This window comes from Arthrobacter paludis (genome assembly GCF_056782315.1).
The window spans coordinates 247,913-263,600 of the sequence record NZ_JBXAEW010000001.1 but is presented as its reverse complement, the minus strand read 5'-3'; the positions used below and the strand labels follow the sequence as shown (position 1 = coordinate 263,600).

The window sequence follows — 15,688 nt, the reverse complement described above, 5'->3', positions numbered from 1 at the left end:
GGGGAGGTGGGCCGGGCTAGGCCGGGGCGTCCTCCGCGTCGTGGTCCGTCTCGAGGACGGCGGCGAGGGCGTCGAGCGCGGACTCCGCCTCCGGGCCGTCGCCCTCGGTGCGCAGGACGACCTTCGCCCCGTGCTCCGCGCCCAGCCCCATCAGGGCCAGGATGCTCGACGCGTCCAGGGCGTCCTCCGCGGGCTCGCCCTCCAGGGCGATCGTGACCTCGACGGGCTGCTCGGCGGCGGCCTCGGCGAAGAGGGCGGCGGGGCGGGCGTGCAGCCCGACGCGGCTGGCGATGGTGGCGGTGCGTTCGGCCATGGTGTGCTCCTTGTCGGTTCGGTGGCGCCCAGCCTAGGCGGGCGGGGCCGGTGTCGGGTGGTTTGGTGGTGGGGTGGCAGTGGACGACGGCGGGGTCCCGGAACGGTCCGGCCGGGCGGCCCTGGACGCCGGGCGCGACCCTAGAGGCCGAAGCGCTCCAGATCGGGCAGGCCGGCGCGGACGGCGTCGCGGGCCTCGGCCGCCGACCCGGCCGCGAGGGCCAGGGCGGCGAGCTCGCGGGCCCGGTCCAGGCCGACGGTGCGGAGCACGGCCGCGACCGCGGGCAGGGCGCGGCGGTTCATGGACAGCGACGCGACGCCGAGGCCCGCCAGCACGACGGCCAGCGCGGGGTCGGCCGCGGCCTCGCCGCAGACGCCCACGGGCTTCCCGCCGGCCGCGGCGCCGCCGTCGGCGGTCGCCTTGACCAGGTGCAGGACGGCGGGCTGCCACGGGTCGTTCAGCTCCGCGAGGGCGGCCAGCTGGCGGTCCGCGGCCATCGCGTACTGCGTGAGGTCGTTCGTGCCGATCGAGCAGAACGAGACCTCGCGGCAGATCGCGCCGGCCAGCACCGCGGCGGAGGGGACCTCCACCATGACGCCGGGCGTGCGCAGCCCCGCGGCCGTGCACAGGTCCGCGAAGGCGCGGGCCTCCGCGGGCGTCGAGACCATCGGCGCCATCGTCCAGACGTCGGCGCCGGACCCGGAGGCGGCCTCCGCGATGGCGGCCAGCTGCCGACCCAGCACCCCCGGGACCGAGGCGTCGGTGCGGTAGCCGCGCACGCCGAGGGCCGGGTTGGGTTCGGTGCTGTCCGTGAGGAACGGCAGCGGCTTGTCGGCCCCGGCATCGAGCGTGCGCACGACCACCTTCCGGCCGGCGAACGCGTCGAACACGGCGCGGTACGCCGCGACCTGCTCCTCGTGCGACGGCTCGGCGTCCCGGCCGAGGAAGCAGAACTCGGTGCGGAGCAGGCCCACGCCCTCCGCGCCGGCCTGCGCCGCGGCCACGGCGTCCTGGCCGCCGCCGACGTTGGCCAGCAGCGGGATCCGGTGGCCGTCGGCGAGCCGGCCCTCGCCGTCGAACGCCGGCAGGGGGACGCGGGCCGCGTAGGCCGCGGCGGCCGCCTCCTCCTCCGGGCCGGGGGAGGGGACGACAGCGCCGCTGGTCCCGTCCACGAAGACGACGTCGCCGTCGACCAGCACCGTGGTCCCGGGCGCGGCGACGACGGCCGGCAGGCCGAGGGCGCGGGCGATGATCGCGGTGTGCGACTGGGGCCCGCCCTCGGAGGTGACGAGGGCCAGCACCTTGGCCGGGTCCAGCGTCGCGGTGTCCGCGGGGGCCAGGTCGGCGGCGCAGAGCACGAACGGCTCGTCGGAGTCCGGGATCCCGGGCGCCGGGACGCCGCGCAGTTCGGCGACGATCCGGGCCCGGACGTCCAGCACGTCGGTGGCGCGCTCGGCCATGTACCCGCCGAGGGCCTCGAGGTGCAGGGCCACCGCCTCGGCGGCCTCCCAGATCGCGGACTCGGCGCCCGTCCCGGACGCGATGAGTTTCGAGGCGGCCTTGAGCAGCGTGCGGTCCGAGGCCATCAGCGCGGTCGCTTTGAGCACGGCCGCGGCGTCGCCGGTCGCGGCGGCGGCCCGGGCCTTCAGCCCCGCGGCCACGGCGCGGGCGGCGTCGGCCAGCCGCTCGGTCTCCGCCTCCGCGGTCGTTCCCGCGGGGAGGGCGGCGCCGTCGGCCGGCGGGGCGATCGGCTCCGGCATCCGGCGGACCGGACCGATCACGCGGCCGGCGCTGACGCCGAACCCGGCGAGGGCGGCGGGCTGGGTGTGCGCGGGATGGGCGTTCATGCCGTGACCTGGGCCTTCCGGGTGGCGAAGCGCTTGAGGGCGAGCACGGCGAGGGCCGAGACGACCACGCCGGCGAGGATGGAGACGACGAACATGGCGAGGTTGCCGATCGCGAAGAAGACGAACAGCCCGCCGTGCGGGGCCTGCGAGGTGACGTCCGTGGCCATGCACAGCGCGCCGGTCAGGCCCGCGCCGAGCATGCTGGCCGGGATGACGCGCAGCGGGTCGGCGGCGGCGAACGGAATCGCGCCCTCGGAGATGAACGCGGCGCCGAGCAGCCAGGCGGCCTTGCCGTTCTCGTGCTCGGCCGCGGTGAAGCGCTTGCGGTCCAGCACGGTGGCCAGGGCCATGGCCAGCGGCGGCACCATGCCCGCGGCCATCACGGCGGCCATGATCGCCCAGGGCGCCTGGTTGTCCGCGGCGCCCGCGCCGAGGCCGGCGACGGCGAAGGAGTAGGCCACCTTGTTGACGGGCCCGCCGAGGTCGAACGCCATCATCAGGCCGAGGATCAGGCCCAGCGCTGCGGCCGCCGCACCACCCATGCCGGACAGCCACGCGTTCAGGGCGTTGGTCAGCCCGGCGATCGGGCCGCCGAGGAACAGGAACATGGCGCCCGAGGCGAGGATCGAGGCCAGCAGCGGCACGAGGACCACGGGCATCAGCCCGCGCATCCAGCGCGGCACCCGCCAAGTGCCCATCCAGCGGGCGGCCAGGCCGGCGAGGATGCCGCCGGCGATGCCGCCGAGGAAGCCGGCCCCCATGAACCCGGCCACCGCGCCGGCCGTGAACCCGGGGGCGATGCCCGGCCGGTCGGCGTATGCGTAGGCGATGTACCCGGCGAGGGCCGGGACGAGGAAGCCCATGGACAGCGCGCCGATCTTGAACGCGGCCGCACCCAGGTAGGCGGCCAGCCCGCCCTCGGGCAGGTTGAGCAGGGTGTTCTCGGCCAGGATCGTGTCCGCGGCGTCCGTGATGTCGTACCCGCCGAGCAGGAAGCCCAGCGCGATGAGCAGCCCGCCGCCGGCGACGAACGGGATCATGTAGCTCACGCCGGTCAGCAGGGCGCGCTTCAGGGCGGCGCCGTGGCCCTCGCGGGATCCGGCGGCGGCGCGCTCGCCGGTGGCCTGGCCGGAGCCGGCCGGGACGCGGCGCGCGTTCGGGTCGGAGGCCGCGGCGATCGCCTCGGCGACCATGCGGTCCGGCTCGTCGATGCCGCGCTTGACCGGCGACTGGACGAGCGGCTTGCCGGCGAACCGGTCCCGCTCGCGCACGTCGACGTCGACGGCGAAGATCACGGCGTCGGCGGCCGCGATGGTCTCCGCGTCCAGCGGCGTGGAGCCCGAGGATCCCTGCGTCTCGACGGCCAGATCGGCGCCGGCCGCTTCGGCCGCGGCCGCCAGCGAGTCGGCGGCCATGTAGGTGTGGGCGATGCCGGTCGGGCACGCGGTGACCGCGACGAGCTTCGGGCGGACGGCGGTCGCCGTGGTGGCGTGCCCGGGCGCCGGCGCCGCCGCGGCGCCCGCGCCGGCGGTGGTCCCGGCGGAGGACGGGCCCGCGGCGTTCCCCGCGGCGGTGCCCGCCGCGGCGGCGGCGGCGGGGGCCTCCGTGCCGGCGGTCCCCGCCGTCGTCCGCGCTCCGACGGCCTCGCCGACGAGCGCGACGACGTCGGCCGGCGTGGCGGCGGCGCGCAGCGCCGCGGTGAAGTCCTTCTTCACGAGCGCGCGGGCCAGCTTGGAAAGGAGCTTGAGGTGCTCCTGGTCGGCGCCCGCGGGGGCGGCGATGAAGAACACCAGGTCGGCGGGGCCGTCCTTGGCGCCGAAGTCGACGGCGGGGTCCAGCCGGGCCATGGCCAGCGTCGGCACGGTGACGGCGGCGGAGCGGCAGTGGGGGATCGCGATGCCGCCGGGCACGCCGGTGGCGGTCTTGGCCTCCCGCGCCGCGGCGTCGGCGGCGAGGTCCCCGGCGCTCGTGGCGCGGCCGTTCTCGGTGACGAGTCCGGCCAGCCGGTCGGTGACGCCGGTGCTGTCCGCGCCGAGGTCCGCGTCGAGGAGGACGAGCGAGTCGGTGATCAGTTCGGTCATGGCGTGTTCCTTGCCGGGGTGAGGTCGACGACGGTGACGGCGTCGGGGGTGGTGTGGGACGGGGACGGGATAGTGGAGCCGGGCAGCGACGCCGCGGCGGCGCCGTGCGCGACGGCCTGGGCGAGGCGCCCGGTGGGGCCCTGCCCGGCGAGGTCGGCCAGCAGGTAGCCGGCCAGGGACGAGTCGCCGGCGCCGACGGTGCTGCGCGCGGCGACGGGCGGGTGCGTGGCGTGCCAGGCGCCGCCCGCGGTCGCGAGGACCGCGCCGCGGGCGCCGAGCGTGGCCAGGACGGCACCGGCGCCGGCGGCCACCAGGCGGTGGGCCGCGGCGGCGGCGCGCAGCGGGTCGGCCTCGAGCTCGGCCTCGGTGGTGCCGCCGACGAGCTCGGCGAGCTCCTCGGCGTTGGGCTTGACGAGGTCGGGCACGGATGCGGGGCCGGAGGCGAAGACGGCCTCGAGCGGTGCGCCGGACGTGTCGACGGCGATGCGCGGGCAGGCCCCGCCGAGGCGGGCCCGCAGCCCCGCGGTGGCGCGGGCGTAGAACGCCGCGTCGACCCCCGGGGGCAGCGATCCGGCCAGGACCACCCAGGCGGCCCCCTCCGCGGCGGCGGCCAGGAGGTCCAGCAGGGCCCGCTGCGCGAACGCGCCCAGGTGCGGCCCGGGCTCGTTGACCTTAGTCGTGGTGCCGTCCGGCTCCGTGAGCGTGATGTTGCTGCGCAGCGGCGCGCCCACGGGCAGCGCCCGGTGCGGGAGCCCGTCGGCGGCGAGCGCCAACACGAGCGGGTCGGTGGCGTCGCCGGGCAGGACCGCGACGGTCGCGGCGCCGGCCGCGGCGACGGCGCGGGCGACGTTGACGCCCTTGCCGGCGGCCTGGGTGTGGGTGGCGGTGGCGCGCTGGACGCCGCCGCGGGCCAACGGGGCGGCCAGCTCGATGGTGCGGTCCAGGCTCGGGTTGGCGGTCAGGGTCGCGATCATGCGGCGAGCACCTCCACCTCGGCGCGCTCGAGCGCGTCGGCCAGCTCCGCCTCGGGCGCGGCGTCGGTGACGACGGCGTCGACGTCGCCCCACTCGGCGAAGCGGACCAGCGCCTCCTGGCCGAACTTGCTGGCGTCGGCGAGGACGACGACGCGGCGCGCGCTACGCACGATCGCGGTCTTGACGGCGGCCTCGAGCGCGTCGGGGGTGCTGAGGCCGAAGCCGGCGTGCAGGCCATTGGCGCCGACGAACGCGATGTCGGGGCGCAGGGAGGCGTACTGCTCCACGGCGCGGGAGCCGATGGCCGCGCTGGTCAGCCCGCGGACGCGGCCGCCGACGAGCTCGAGCTGGAACGCCGGGGAGGCCGAGAGGCGGTGGGCGATCGGCAGCGCGTGGGTGATGGCCAGGAGCTCGGCCGCGCGGGCGGCGGGCAGGTCCTCGGCCATGAGGCCGGCGAGCAGCTCCGTCGTCGTCCCCGCGTCGAGGACCACGGACGCCTCGCCGGCGGGGAGGAGGGACAGGGCGCGGCGGGCGATGCGGCGCTTGGCGTCGAGGTGGCGCGTGGTGCGGGCGCTGTGGCTCTCCTCCGCCGTGCTGGCGGTGCCGGCCGCCACGGCGCCGCCGTGCACGCGGCGCAGCGTGCCGGACTGCTCCAGCAGGTCCAGGTCGCGGCGCACCGTCTCCCGGGCAATGCCGAAGCGCTCGGCGAGCTCGGCCACGGACACCTTGCCGTGCTCCGTGACCAGGCCGGCGACCAGCCGGTGGCGTTCCTCCGCGAACATCTGGGTCCTTCCGGGAGAGGGGGGTGACGTGTGCCACGTTTCTGCGTTTCCATGACTTTATGCCCGTTCATGTGGCTTCGTCAAGGAGAATCCAGATAAAACCACAGATCCGGGCGAAGGCGGTGGCGCGGAGTCGTGGCACTGGCGCGGCGTGGCCGGAATCGCGCCGTTGTTCGGTTGCGTCGGGGCCCGGCGTTCGCTTGGCTGGGTGGATGGCTTCCCCGATCGAGGACTACGCCCTCCTGTCCGACCTGCGCACCGGTGCCCTGGTGTCGAAAAACGGGAGCATCGACTGGCTCTGCTTTCCGAACTTCGACAAGCCCTCCGTCTTCGCCTCGCTGCTCGGCGACCTGAACCACGGGCGCTGGCTGCTCGCCCCGCTCGGCGCCCCCGACCATTGCGCGGCCCGCCCCGACACCGGGGCCGACCCGGCCCGGAACGCGGCCGACCGGGACGAGTCGATGGCCGGCGCCGAGCCCCGCGGAACCGGGGCCGATGGCCCCGATGCCGACGGCGTTGAGGCTGACAGCCCCGACGCCCACGGCGCCGCGGCCGACGGCACCGAGCCCCGCGGGACCGAGACGCCCCGGCACGGCAAGGCGCTCGCGGAGCCCGGCGCCGTCGGGGCGGGGACGGCCGCGGGACCGGACGACGGCGTGCCCGAGGTCGTCGAGCGCACGTACATCGCCAACACGTTCGTGCTCCGCACGCTCTGGCGCACGGACGCCGGGCAGGTGCTCGTCACCGACTTCATGCCCGTGGGCGACCGGCGGGCGTCCCTGGTCCGCCGGGTGGAAGGGCTCTCCGGCTCGGTGCGGATGCACCAGGAACTGACGCTGCGCTTCGGGTACGGGTCCGTGATCCCGTGGGTCCGCCGCGCGGGGTCGCCGCAGCGGGGCGGCCGCTCCATCGTCGCGGTCGCGGGGCCGGACGCGATCGTGCTCCACGGCGACCGCCTGCCGCGGGCCGCCGACCACAGCCACGCCGGGGACTTCCTGGTCTCCGCGGGCGAGACGGTCGACTTCGAGCTGTGCTGGTACCCCTCCCACCGCGGCGTCCCGGAGCGGATCGACGTCGGCGAGGCACTCCAGCACACGTCGACCTACTGGCGGCGCTGGGCCGCGGACATCCCCGAGCAGGAGTCCTACGACAAGGTCGTGCGCCGCTCGCTCCTGGTCCTGCGGGCCCTGACCCACGAGGCCACCGGCGGGATCGTCGCGGCCCCGACCACGTCCCTCCCCGAGGCCTTCGGGGGCGAGCGGAACTGGGACTACCGGTACTGCTGGCTGCGCGACGCGGCCCTGACCCTCGAGTCGATGATGACCCACGGCTACCAGCGGGAGGCCCTCAAGTGGCGCGACTGGCTCCTGCGGGCGGTCGCCGGGAACACCGAGGACCTGCAGATCATGTACGGCATCTCCGGCGAGCGGCGCCTGCCCGAGCGCGACCTGGACCTGCCCGGCTACGAGGGATCCGTGCCCGTGCGCGTGGGCAACGGGGCCGTGACCCAGTACCAGGGCGACGTCGTCGGCGAGGTGCTGGTGGCGCTGGAGAAGCTGCGCAACATGGGCCAGGCCGAGGACCACTTCTCGTGGCCGCTGCAGAAGTCCCTCGTCGACTACGTGGCCGCGAACTTCGACCGCAAGGACCACGGCATCTGGGAGATGCGCGGGGACAAGAAGTACTTCACGCACTCGCGGGTCATGATGTGGGCGGCGTTCGACCGCGGCGTGCGCGCCATCGTGGACCACGGGCTGGACGGCGACGCCGGGCCGTGGCGCGCGATGCGCGACCGGGTGCGTGACGAGATCATGGAACACGGCTTCAACCGCGAGCTCAACTCCTTCACCCAGACCTACGGGTCCACGGAGGTGGACGCCTCGCTGCTCGTCCTGGCGCAGGTCGGGTTCGTGGACTACGACTCGCCGGAGATGAAGGGGACCGTCGCGCGGATCGAACAGGACCTCATGGACGAGGCCGGGCTCCTGCACCGCTACCGCACTCAGGCCGGCATGGACGGGCTCCCGCCGGGGGAGTACCCGTTCCTGGCGTGCTCGTTCTGGCTCGTCGAGCAGTACGCGCGCTCGGGGCGGATCGAGGACGCGCGCGCGCTCATGGACCGCCTCGTCGGGACGGCCAACGACCTGGGCCTCATGGCCGAGGAGTACGACACCGTCGGGGAGCGCATGGCCGGGAACTTCCCGCAGGCGTTCTCGCACCTGGCGCTCATCCGGGCGGCGGACGCCATCAACGGGCACGGGCAGACGGCGCTGTAGGCGGGGGCGGACGACGGCGTCGCCGCTGTCGTCCCCCCGGCGCGGCCCGCGGGGCCGCTCCGCGGCCCGGACCGGGGCCGTCCCGCGCTACGCGGCCCGGGCCTGGGCCGGCGCGTCGAGTGGGTGCTCGAGCTCGTCGCGGGACATCCGCCCCGCGGCCCACGCGACGGCGGCCGCCGCGGGACCCACTACGCCGGCGACGATGAACACCGCCCAGAGGGGCACGGCCTCTCCGATGGGGCCTGCGAGCGCCACGGAGATCGGCATCAGCGCCAGCGACACGAAGAAGTCCAGCGAGGAGATCCGCCCCAGCAGGTGGCGGGGCACTCGGCGCTGCAGCAGCGTGCCCCAGATGACCTGGCCGATGCCGCCCGTCGCGCCGACGAGGAACACGGCCGCGGCCACCGACCAGAAGTCCGGTGCGAACCCGACCCAGACCAGCGGCAGCGTGCCCAGCCCCCAGAGCGCGAGCATCCAGGTCAGGTACCGGCGGGGCAGCGGGCGCGAGGCGGTGACCGCGGACCCGACGGCGGCGCCGATGCCGAGGGCGGCCAGCAGGAAGCCGAACCACTCCGGGCCGAGGTCCAGGTTGTCCTCGACGATGAACGGCAGGAGGACCTCCAGGGGGCCGATCATGCTGAGGACGGTGACGATGGCGAAGAGCAGCGTCCACAGGAGCCACGGCGTTCGGACGGTGTAGGCGACGCCCTCGCGCAGGTCGGCCAGGACGCTGGGGCGGTGCTCGCCCGGCGCCAGGTGGGCGTCGTAGCTCGGGTCCCGGGAGATCGTGGCGAAGATCGCCAGGGCGAGCAGGTGGCACGCGGCGATGCCGATGATCGCGTGGGCCGGGCTGAGCGAGGCGACGACGATGCCCGCGGCGGCGGGTCCGGCGGCCTGTTGCAGGACCGGGCGCAGCGTGCCCTCGACCCCGTTCGCGGCCAGCAGGTGTCCCGCGGGCAGGATCCGCGGCAGCAGGGCCGAGTAGGCGGGGAAGAAGAACGCGGCGCCGAGCCCGACGACGAAGCCGGCCGCGGCCAGGTGCCACAGGGCGAGGGCGCCCGCCCAGGCGAGGAGCGCGACGGCGGCCATGGCCACGAGGGAGCCGGCCTTGACGCCGAGGATGATCCGCCGGCACGAGAGGCGGTCCGCGGCGATGCCGCCGGCGAGGACGAACAGGACGAGGCCGAGGCTCGTCGCGGTCGCGACGACGGAGACGTCCACCTTCGATCCGCCCAGGCGCAGGACCTGGTAGAACATGGCGACCGTCCACATGCCGTGCGCGAAGACGCTCAGCGCCATCGAGCCCACGAGGACGCGGTAGTCGCGGTGCGCGAAGGGGGCGAGCGCGCGGGGAGCCATGGCGGTGCCTTCCGGATGGGGGTGGCCGCGGGTGCGGCGGCGGTCGGGCCGGGGAAAGCCCGCCGGAAGTCTAGTATGGCCGCACCCATTGGTTTTCGTCAATCACTCGTCGGGCGAGCGGCGCACCGCGCCCCGGTGGACCGCCCTGGCGTTCCGCGCCGGCGCCCGCGGCGCCCCCGGCGCCGGCGTCCCCCGCTTTCTTTCCCCGCGGCCCCCGCGTGCCTAAGGTGGCCGCATGGCCCGGTTCCTCGTCATCGCGCTCCTGTCCCTGCTCGCGTTCGCCACGATCGTGGCCGCCAGCCTCGGATCCGCCGGCTGGTGGGCCCTCGCCGCGGTGCTGCTCGCGCTGCTCGCCGTCGGGATCTACGACCTGGTCCAGACGCAGCATTCGATCCTGCGCAACTACCCCGTGCTGGGCCACATGCGGTACCTGCTGGAGTCGATCCGGCCGGAGATCCAGCAGTACTTCGTGGAGCGGAACTTCGACGGCCGGCCGTTCGACCGCGACACCCGCTCCCTGATCTACGCGCGGGCCAAGGGCGTCGACAGCCATAAGGCGTTCGGCACGGAGCGGGACATCAACCAGATCGGCTACGAGTTCCTGCTCCACTCCACGGCCCCCGTCCCTCCCCCGGAGGAGCCGCTGCGGGTGCGCGTCGGCGGGCCGGACTGCGCGCGGCCGTACGACATGCCGCTGCTGAACGTGTCCTCGATGAGCTTTGGCTCGCTGTCCAAGAACGCGGTCCTGGCCATGAACAAGGGCGCGGCCCTGGGCGGGTTCGTCCACGAGACCGGCGAGGGCGGCCTGACCAAGTACCACCTCGAGTACGGGGCGGACCTGTTCTGGGAGATCGGCTCGGGGTACTTCGGCTGCCGCGACGAGACCGGGCACTTCAACCCCGAGCGGTTCGCCGAGAAGGCGGCCCTGGAGGTCGTCAAGGGCATCACCATCAAGCTCAGCCAGGGCGCCAAGCCCGGCCTCGGCGGCGTCCTGCCCGCCACGAAGGTCACCGCGGAGATCGCCGAGGCGCGCGAGGTCCCGATGGGGGTCGACTGCGTCTCGCCGGCGTCCCACTCCGAGTTCGGCACGCCGCGGGAGCTGATGCGCTTCGTCGCCCGCCTGCGCGAGCTGTCCGGGGGCAAGCCGGTGGGCTACAAGTTCTGCGTCGGGTCCCGCACGGACGTCCTGGCCATGTGCAAGGCCATGCTGGACACCGGGGTCACGCCCGACTTCATCATCATCGATGGCTCCGAAGGCGGCACCGGCGCCGCCCCGCTCGAGTACGAGGACCACGTCGGCACGCCGCTGACCGAGGGGCTCATGCTGATGCACAACGCCCTGACCGGCTGCGGGCTGCGGGAACGGATCAAGCTCGGAGCCGCCGGCAAGATCGCCACCGGAAGCGACATCGTCAAGCGGCTCATCCAGGGGGCCGACTTCACCATGAGCGCCCGGGGCATGATGATGGCCACCGGCTGCATCCAGGCGCAGGTGTGCCACACCAACGAGTGCCCGGTCGGCGTGGCCACCCAGGACCCGCGGCGGATCCGCGCCCTGAACGTGGACGACAAGGGCAACCGCGTGCACAACTACCAGAAGCTCACCGTGCAGGAGGCCGAGCAGATCATGGCCTCCATGGGCATCGTCGGGCCCGAGGAGCTGAACCCGCGGATGCTCCGCCGCCGCGTGGACCACCTGACCACGCGCAGCTACGCCGCCCTGTACAACTGGCTGCGGCCCGGGGAGCTGCTGCAGGAGCCGCCGCGGGGCTGGAAGCTGGACTGGGCGGAGGCCGACGCGGACCACTTCGGCGAGCACGCCCCCATCCCGTGGATGGAGGCGCACGACATGGAGGCCCACGCCGTCCCGGAGCACGGCCCGGCGCCGTCGGCCTACCGCGACGAGGACGGCACCCGCCCCGACCTGGTCGCCACGCCCAGCAGGATCGAGCCCAAGGACGGCTCGCACATCAAGACGCCGCGCGTGGCCGGCTCCGTCACCCGGCCGGAGGGCCGCCCCGGAGCGTCGTAGCTCCCGGCGCGCGGGGCAGAATGGTGTCCGATGACCCCGCCCGCGCCCCGCTTCCCCGCCCTGCTCGCCCACGCCGTCTGCCTCCAGATCGGCGTGTACGTCGTCCGCCCGACCACCTCCTACATGGCCTTGGACCTCGGCGCGGACCCGGCGCTGCTCGGGCTGGTCGTCGCCAGCTTCTCCGTCCTGCCCGTGCTGCTGGCCGTGTGGCTGGGCCGGCTCTCCGACGCGGGCCGGGAGCCCCACGTCCTCGTGGCCGGGGCCGGGCTGCTGCTCGTGGCCGGGGCGGGCCTGCTGTGGGCCACGCCGTCGCTCCCGGCGCTGCTGGCGTGGAACGCCCTGCTGGGCATCGGGCACCTGATGAGCCTGCTGGGCGAGCAGTCCCGGCTCGCGTCCCTGCGGGCCGACCGGCTCGACCGCACGTTCGGCGTCTACACCATGCTCACGGCGCTCGGGCAGGCCGCGGCCCCGCTGCTCCTGGGCCTGCTCGGCGGCGGCGCGGTCCGGCCGGACACGTCGGTCCTGCTGGTCGCCTACCTGGTGGCGTCGGCGGCGGTGGCGGGGACGACGGCGTGGGTCGTCGCGGGGACGTTCGCCACGGCCCGGGCCGCCGCGGGCGGGGCCCCGGGCAGCCTCCGCGGCGCCTTGGCCGTTCCGCGCCGCACCCGCGGGATCCTGCTCTCGTCGATCGGGCTGAGCATGATGGTGCTGTGCGCGATCGACCTGCTCCAGGTCTACCTGCCGGCCCTGGCCGTCGAGCGCGGGATCCCGGTCGCGGCCGTCGGCGTGCTGCTGGCCCTGCGCGCCCTCGCGACGGTCGCCTCCCGGGCTTTCCTCGACCGGCTCGTCGCGTGGGCCGGGCGCGGGACGCTGATCGTGGGTTCGACGGCGGCGTCCGCCGCCCTGCTGGCCCTGCTCGCGGTGCCGGCCCCGCTCGCGGTGGTGGCCGGGCTGATGGTCGCCGCCGGCCTGACCCTGGGGGTGGGGCAGCCGCTGTCGATGACCGTGGTCTCCCTGGCGGCCGCCCCCGGGACGCGGGCGACGTGGATGGCCCTGCGGCTGACCGGGACGCGGCTGGGGCAGGTGGTCGTGCCCGCGGGCGTGGGCCTGACCGCGGCCGTCGTCGGCGCGGGCGGGGTCTTCGTCGCGCTCGGGGCGGCGCTGGCCGCGGTCACGGTCGCGGCGGCCGGGCCACTGCGCGGCATGGACCGCAGTCGCTAGCCGTCCAGGTCCCCGTACTCGGCGAGGACCTTCTGGCCGATCTTGAACGCCACGTTCGCGGCGGGCACCGAGCAGTAGATCGCCGACTGGAGGAAGACCTCCTTGATCTCGTCCGGGGTCATGCCGTTGCGCAGGGCCGCGTGGACGTGCATCTCCAGCTCCTCCCAGTACCCGCCCGCGATCATGGCGGTCAGCGTGATGGCGCTGCGGGTGGTGCGCGGCAGCCCCTCCCGGGTCCAGATCGTGCCCCACGCATAGCGGGTGATCATCTCCTGGAACTCCTGCGTGAACGCGGTGGAGTTCGCGGTGGCGCGCTCCACGTGCGCGTCGGAGAGGACCTCGCGGCGGACGGCGAGGCCGGCGTCGTACGGGTCGCCGGGCAGGCGCTGGGCGTCGGGCATGGTGGGGCTCCTGAAGGTGGTGGCGGCGCGCCGCCGGGGCGGGGGCTGGGGGCGGGCCCTGACGGGCCGCCCGGGGCTACTTGACCAGGGCGCCGAAGAACTCGAGCAGCAGGCGGCTGGTCTCGCGCGGGTCCTCGGCGGGGGCCAGGTGCGCGGCGTCCTCGACGACGGCGGCGCGGCCGTTCGGCACGGCCGCGGCGACGGCCTCGGCGTCCGCCGGCGGGCAGACGACGTCGTGGGCGCCGGCGATGGCCAGCACCGGGTCGGTGATCCCGGAGAGCCGGTCCCGCACGTCGTACCCGGCCAGGGCGGAGCACGCGTGCGCGTAGGAGAACCGGTCCGCGTCCTGGAGGGTGTGCAGCAGGTTCGTGGAGATCTGGGCGTGGGACTCGATGAAGCCGGGCGCGAACCAGCGTTGGGCCGAGCCCTCGACCATGGTCGGGGTCCCGGCCTGGGCGACCAGCTCGCCGCGCTCGCGCCACGCCTCGGGGGTGCCGATCTTCGCGGCCGAGCAGATCACGGCCAGGGCGTCGAACAGGCCCGGGTGGTCCACGCCGAGCTGCAGCGCCGTCGCGCCCGCGATGGACACGCCCGCGTAGTAGACGGGCTGGCCGGCGTCGATGGTGCCGTCCGCCTTGAGGCGGGCGACGACGGCGGCGACGCCGTCGGCCAGCTCCGACATCGTGAAGTCGTCCGTGGACGGGGTCCCGACCCCGTGCCCGGGCAGGTCCCACCCGATGACCTGGTACGCGTCGTCCAGGTACGGCACCGCGGGCCCCCACAGGGCGGCCACTCCCGTGCCGAGCGAGGGGCCGACGACCAGGGTCGGCTTGTTGGCGCTCTCGGCGCCGGAGAGCAGGGTGGGGATCAGCTGGAGCTGGGTCATGGGGTCCTCCCGGTCTGGGTCCAGGCGCCGGCGTCGGCGCGGATGGTCTCGATGAAGGCGTGCGCCCGGCCGAGGTAGCCCGCCGGGTCGAGCAGCGCGTCCAGGTCGGCGTCGGACAGGCGGTCCGCGGGCACGGCCTGCCGCAGCAGCGTCCGCAGGCGCGTTCCGGTCTCCAGCGACTCGCGGACCAGCGCCTGCAGGGCCGGCTTGCCGCCGTCCAGCAGCGGGGCGGCGGCCGCCATGATGCGCTCGCTGACCAGCAGGTCGCCGGAGAGCGAGGCGTTGCGGGCCATCGCGGCCGCGTCCACGGTGAGTCCCGCGGCGAGCTCGGCCAGGGTCTGGGCGGTGCCCCCGGCCAGGCGCAGCAGCTCGCGCAGCGCGGCCCATTCGCTGTGCCAGGCGCCGTCCGGCCGCTCGTCGACGGCGGTGCCCGCGGCCAGGAACAGCTGGGCCGCGTGGCGCGGCGCCTCGAGGGCGGCGTCGCGCAGCAGGACGGAGAGGACGGGGTTGCGCTTCTGCGGCATCGCGGAGGAGCCGCCCTTCCCCTCGGCCTGCGGCTCGGCGACCTCGCCCAGCTCCGGCCGCGAGAGCACGAGCACGTCGGCGGCCACCTTGCCCCCGGCGGCGCAGACGTCCGCGAGCGCCGCGCCCAGGCCGGTGAACGGCTGCCGGGCCGTGTGCCAGGGGGCGCCGGGGTCGGCGAGGCCGAGCCGCCCCGCCAGGGCCGCGGTCAGGTCCGCCGCCGTCCAGGCGGCGTCCACTCCGGCCGGCGCGTCGGCGTCCGCGGCGCGTCGGTCCAGGAAGTCCTCCAGCGCGGCCTGCGTTCCGGCGGCCCCGCCCCACTGCAGCGGGAGGGCGGCCAGGGCGGCGTCGAGGCGGCGTCCCGCGGCGGCGGCGCCCGCGAGCCAGTTCGCGGCGCGGAGCCCGAAGACCGTCGGCAGCGCGTGCTGGGTCAGGGAGCGGGCCACGCACACGGTGCCGGTGTGCCGGGCGGCCAGGGCGTCCAGCCCGGCGGCGGCGCGGCGCAGGTCGGCGGCGATCGTCGCCCCGGCCCGGGCGGCGACGAGCGCGAGCGCCGTGTCGATGATGTCCTGGCTGGTCGCGCCGCGGTGGACGGCCGCGGCGGCGGACGCGCCGCCGTCGTCCTTGCGCAGCTCCGCGCGCAGGTCCGCGAGCAGCGGGATCAGGGCGTTGCCCCCGTCGCGTCCGCGGGCGGCGATGGAGGCCAGGTCGTACAGGCCCGCGTCGGCGGCGGCGTCCAGGGCGTCGGCGTCGGCCTGCGACGCGAGCCCGGCGTCCGCCAGGACGGCCACCCACGCGGCCTCGGTGTCCAGCATCGCCTGCAGGAACGCGGTGTCGGAGGCGGCCGCGGCGACGGGGGTGCCGGCCCAGGCGGGGGAGAGCAGCCCGGCGTCGGTGGTGGTCATGGGGTCAGCCTATCGGGAGTGGGGGAGGTGGACGACGGCGGCGTCCCGGTCCGCGCCGGGCCCGCAGGACGCCCGGCGCGCGCCAGGGT

Annotated in this window: 12 protein-coding genes; 3 read left to right on the top strand and 9 right to left on the bottom strand. The window is 75.7% G+C overall.

What is annotated here, in order from left to right:
* Positions 1 to 16: 16 nt before the first annotated feature.
* The 5 genes from AC1Q5D_RS01305 to AC1Q5D_RS01285 all read right to left on the bottom strand — a co-directional run bounded on the left by AC1Q5D_RS01305 (position 17) and on the right by AC1Q5D_RS01285 (position 5,997).
* Positions 17 to 313, bottom strand: a complete 297-nt coding sequence (locus AC1Q5D_RS01305) for an HPr family phosphocarrier protein (protein WP_481736749.1) — start codon at positions 311 to 313, stop codon at positions 17 to 19.
* A 140-nt stretch (positions 314 to 453) separates the two neighbouring features.
* A complete protein-coding gene (locus AC1Q5D_RS01300; protein WP_481736748.1) occupies positions 454 to 2,160 on the bottom strand; it encodes a putative PEP-binding protein in 1,707 nt (568 codons plus the stop codon).
* Positions 2,157 to 4,241 (bottom strand): PTS fructose transporter subunit IIABC, encoded by a 2,085-nt coding sequence (locus AC1Q5D_RS01295; RefSeq protein ID WP_481736747.1) that lies wholly within the window; start codon positions 4,239 to 4,241, stop codon positions 2,157 to 2,159. The genes AC1Q5D_RS01300 and AC1Q5D_RS01295 overlap by 4 nt, the downstream gene beginning before the upstream one ends.
* Complete coding sequence (locus tag AC1Q5D_RS01290; protein WP_481736746.1) at positions 4,238 to 5,215, bottom strand: 1-phosphofructokinase family hexose kinase; 978 nt, start codon at positions 5,213 to 5,215, stop codon at positions 4,238 to 4,240. The genes AC1Q5D_RS01295 and AC1Q5D_RS01290 overlap by 4 nt, the downstream gene beginning before the upstream one ends.
* A complete protein-coding gene (locus tag AC1Q5D_RS01285) occupies positions 5,212 to 5,997 on the bottom strand; it encodes a DeoR/GlpR family DNA-binding transcription regulator (protein ID WP_481736745.1) in 786 nt (261 codons plus the stop codon). The genes AC1Q5D_RS01290 and AC1Q5D_RS01285 overlap by 4 nt, the downstream gene beginning before the upstream one ends.
* Before the next feature lie 212 nt (positions 5,998 to 6,209).
* Here AC1Q5D_RS01285 and AC1Q5D_RS01280 point away from each other — a divergent pair, with 212 nt between their 5' ends.
* Entirely contained in the window at positions 6,210 to 8,273 is a 2,064-nt protein-coding gene (locus tag AC1Q5D_RS01280) for a glycoside hydrolase family 15 protein (protein ID WP_481736744.1), read from the top strand.
* Positions 8,274 to 8,360: 87 nt separating this feature from the next.
* Here the strand turns inward: AC1Q5D_RS01280 and AC1Q5D_RS01275 are convergent, their stop codons facing one another.
* Positions 8,361 to 9,632, bottom strand: coding sequence for an MFS transporter (locus AC1Q5D_RS01275; RefSeq protein WP_481736743.1), 1,272 nt, complete (start codon positions 9,630 to 9,632; stop codon positions 8,361 to 8,363).
* Positions 9,633 to 9,867: 235 nt separating this feature from the next.
* Between AC1Q5D_RS01275 and AC1Q5D_RS01270 the strand changes: the two genes are divergently transcribed.
* Entirely contained in the window at positions 9,868 to 11,664 is a 1,797-nt protein-coding gene (locus AC1Q5D_RS01270) for an FMN-binding glutamate synthase family protein (RefSeq protein WP_481736742.1), read from the top strand.
* 30 nt (positions 11,665 to 11,694) lie between these two features.
* On the top strand, positions 11,695 to 12,885 hold the full coding sequence (locus AC1Q5D_RS01265) for an MFS transporter (protein WP_481736741.1): 1,191 nt from the start codon (positions 11,695 to 11,697) through the stop codon (positions 12,883 to 12,885).
* Here the strand turns inward: AC1Q5D_RS01265 and pcaC are convergent.
* The 3 genes from pcaC to AC1Q5D_RS01250 form a co-directional block, all read right to left on the bottom strand.
* Positions 12,882 to 13,286, bottom strand: a complete 405-nt coding sequence (gene pcaC, locus AC1Q5D_RS01260; RefSeq protein WP_481736740.1) for a 4-carboxymuconolactone decarboxylase — start codon at positions 13,284 to 13,286, stop codon at positions 12,882 to 12,884. The two genes, AC1Q5D_RS01265 and pcaC, sit on opposite strands and share 4 nt — an antisense overlap.
* A 76-nt stretch (positions 13,287 to 13,362) precedes the next feature.
* Entirely contained in the window at positions 13,363 to 14,172 is an 810-nt protein-coding gene (locus AC1Q5D_RS01255) for an alpha/beta fold hydrolase (RefSeq protein WP_481736739.1), read from the bottom strand.
* A complete protein-coding gene (locus AC1Q5D_RS01250) occupies positions 14,169 to 15,599 on the bottom strand; it encodes a lyase family protein (RefSeq protein WP_481736738.1) in 1,431 nt (476 codons plus the stop codon). The genes AC1Q5D_RS01255 and AC1Q5D_RS01250 overlap by 4 nt, the downstream gene beginning before the upstream one ends.
* Between the last annotated feature and the right edge of the window lie 89 nt (positions 15,600 to 15,688).

Coding starts and splice junctions, on each gene's coding strand:
- AC1Q5D_RS01305 (WP_481736749.1), bottom strand. CDS start 313: ATGGCCGAACGCACCGCCACCATCGCCAGCCGCGTCGGGCTGCACGCC.
- AC1Q5D_RS01300 (WP_481736748.1), bottom strand. CDS start 2,160: ATGAACGCCCATCCCGCGCACACCCAGCCCGCCGCCCTCGCCGGGTTC.
- AC1Q5D_RS01295 (WP_481736747.1), bottom strand. CDS start 4,241: ATGACCGAACTGATCACCGACTCGCTCGTCCTCCTCGACGCGGACCTC.
- AC1Q5D_RS01290 (WP_481736746.1), bottom strand. CDS start 5,215: ATGATCGCGACCCTGACCGCCAACCCGAGCCTGGACCGCACCATCGAG.
- AC1Q5D_RS01285 (WP_481736745.1), bottom strand. CDS start 5,997: ATGTTCGCGGAGGAACGCCACCGGCTGGTCGCCGGCCTGGTCACGGAG.
- AC1Q5D_RS01280 (WP_481736744.1), top strand. CDS start 6,210: ATGGCTTCCCCGATCGAGGACTACGCCCTCCTGTCCGACCTGCGCACC.
- AC1Q5D_RS01275 (WP_481736743.1), bottom strand. CDS start 9,632: ATGGCTCCCCGCGCGCTCGCCCCCTTCGCGCACCGCGACTACCGCGTC.
- AC1Q5D_RS01270 (WP_481736742.1), top strand. CDS start 9,868: ATGGCCCGGTTCCTCGTCATCGCGCTCCTGTCCCTGCTCGCGTTCGCC.
- AC1Q5D_RS01265 (WP_481736741.1), top strand. CDS start 11,695: ATGACCCCGCCCGCGCCCCGCTTCCCCGCCCTGCTCGCCCACGCCGTC.
- pcaC (WP_481736740.1), bottom strand. CDS start 13,286: ATGCCCGACGCCCAGCGCCTGCCCGGCGACCCGTACGACGCCGGCCTC.
- AC1Q5D_RS01255 (WP_481736739.1), bottom strand. CDS start 14,172: ATGACCCAGCTCCAGCTGATCCCCACCCTGCTCTCCGGCGCCGAGAGC.
- AC1Q5D_RS01250 (WP_481736738.1), bottom strand. CDS start 15,599: ATGACCACCACCGACGCCGGGCTGCTCTCCCCCGCCTGGGCCGGCACC.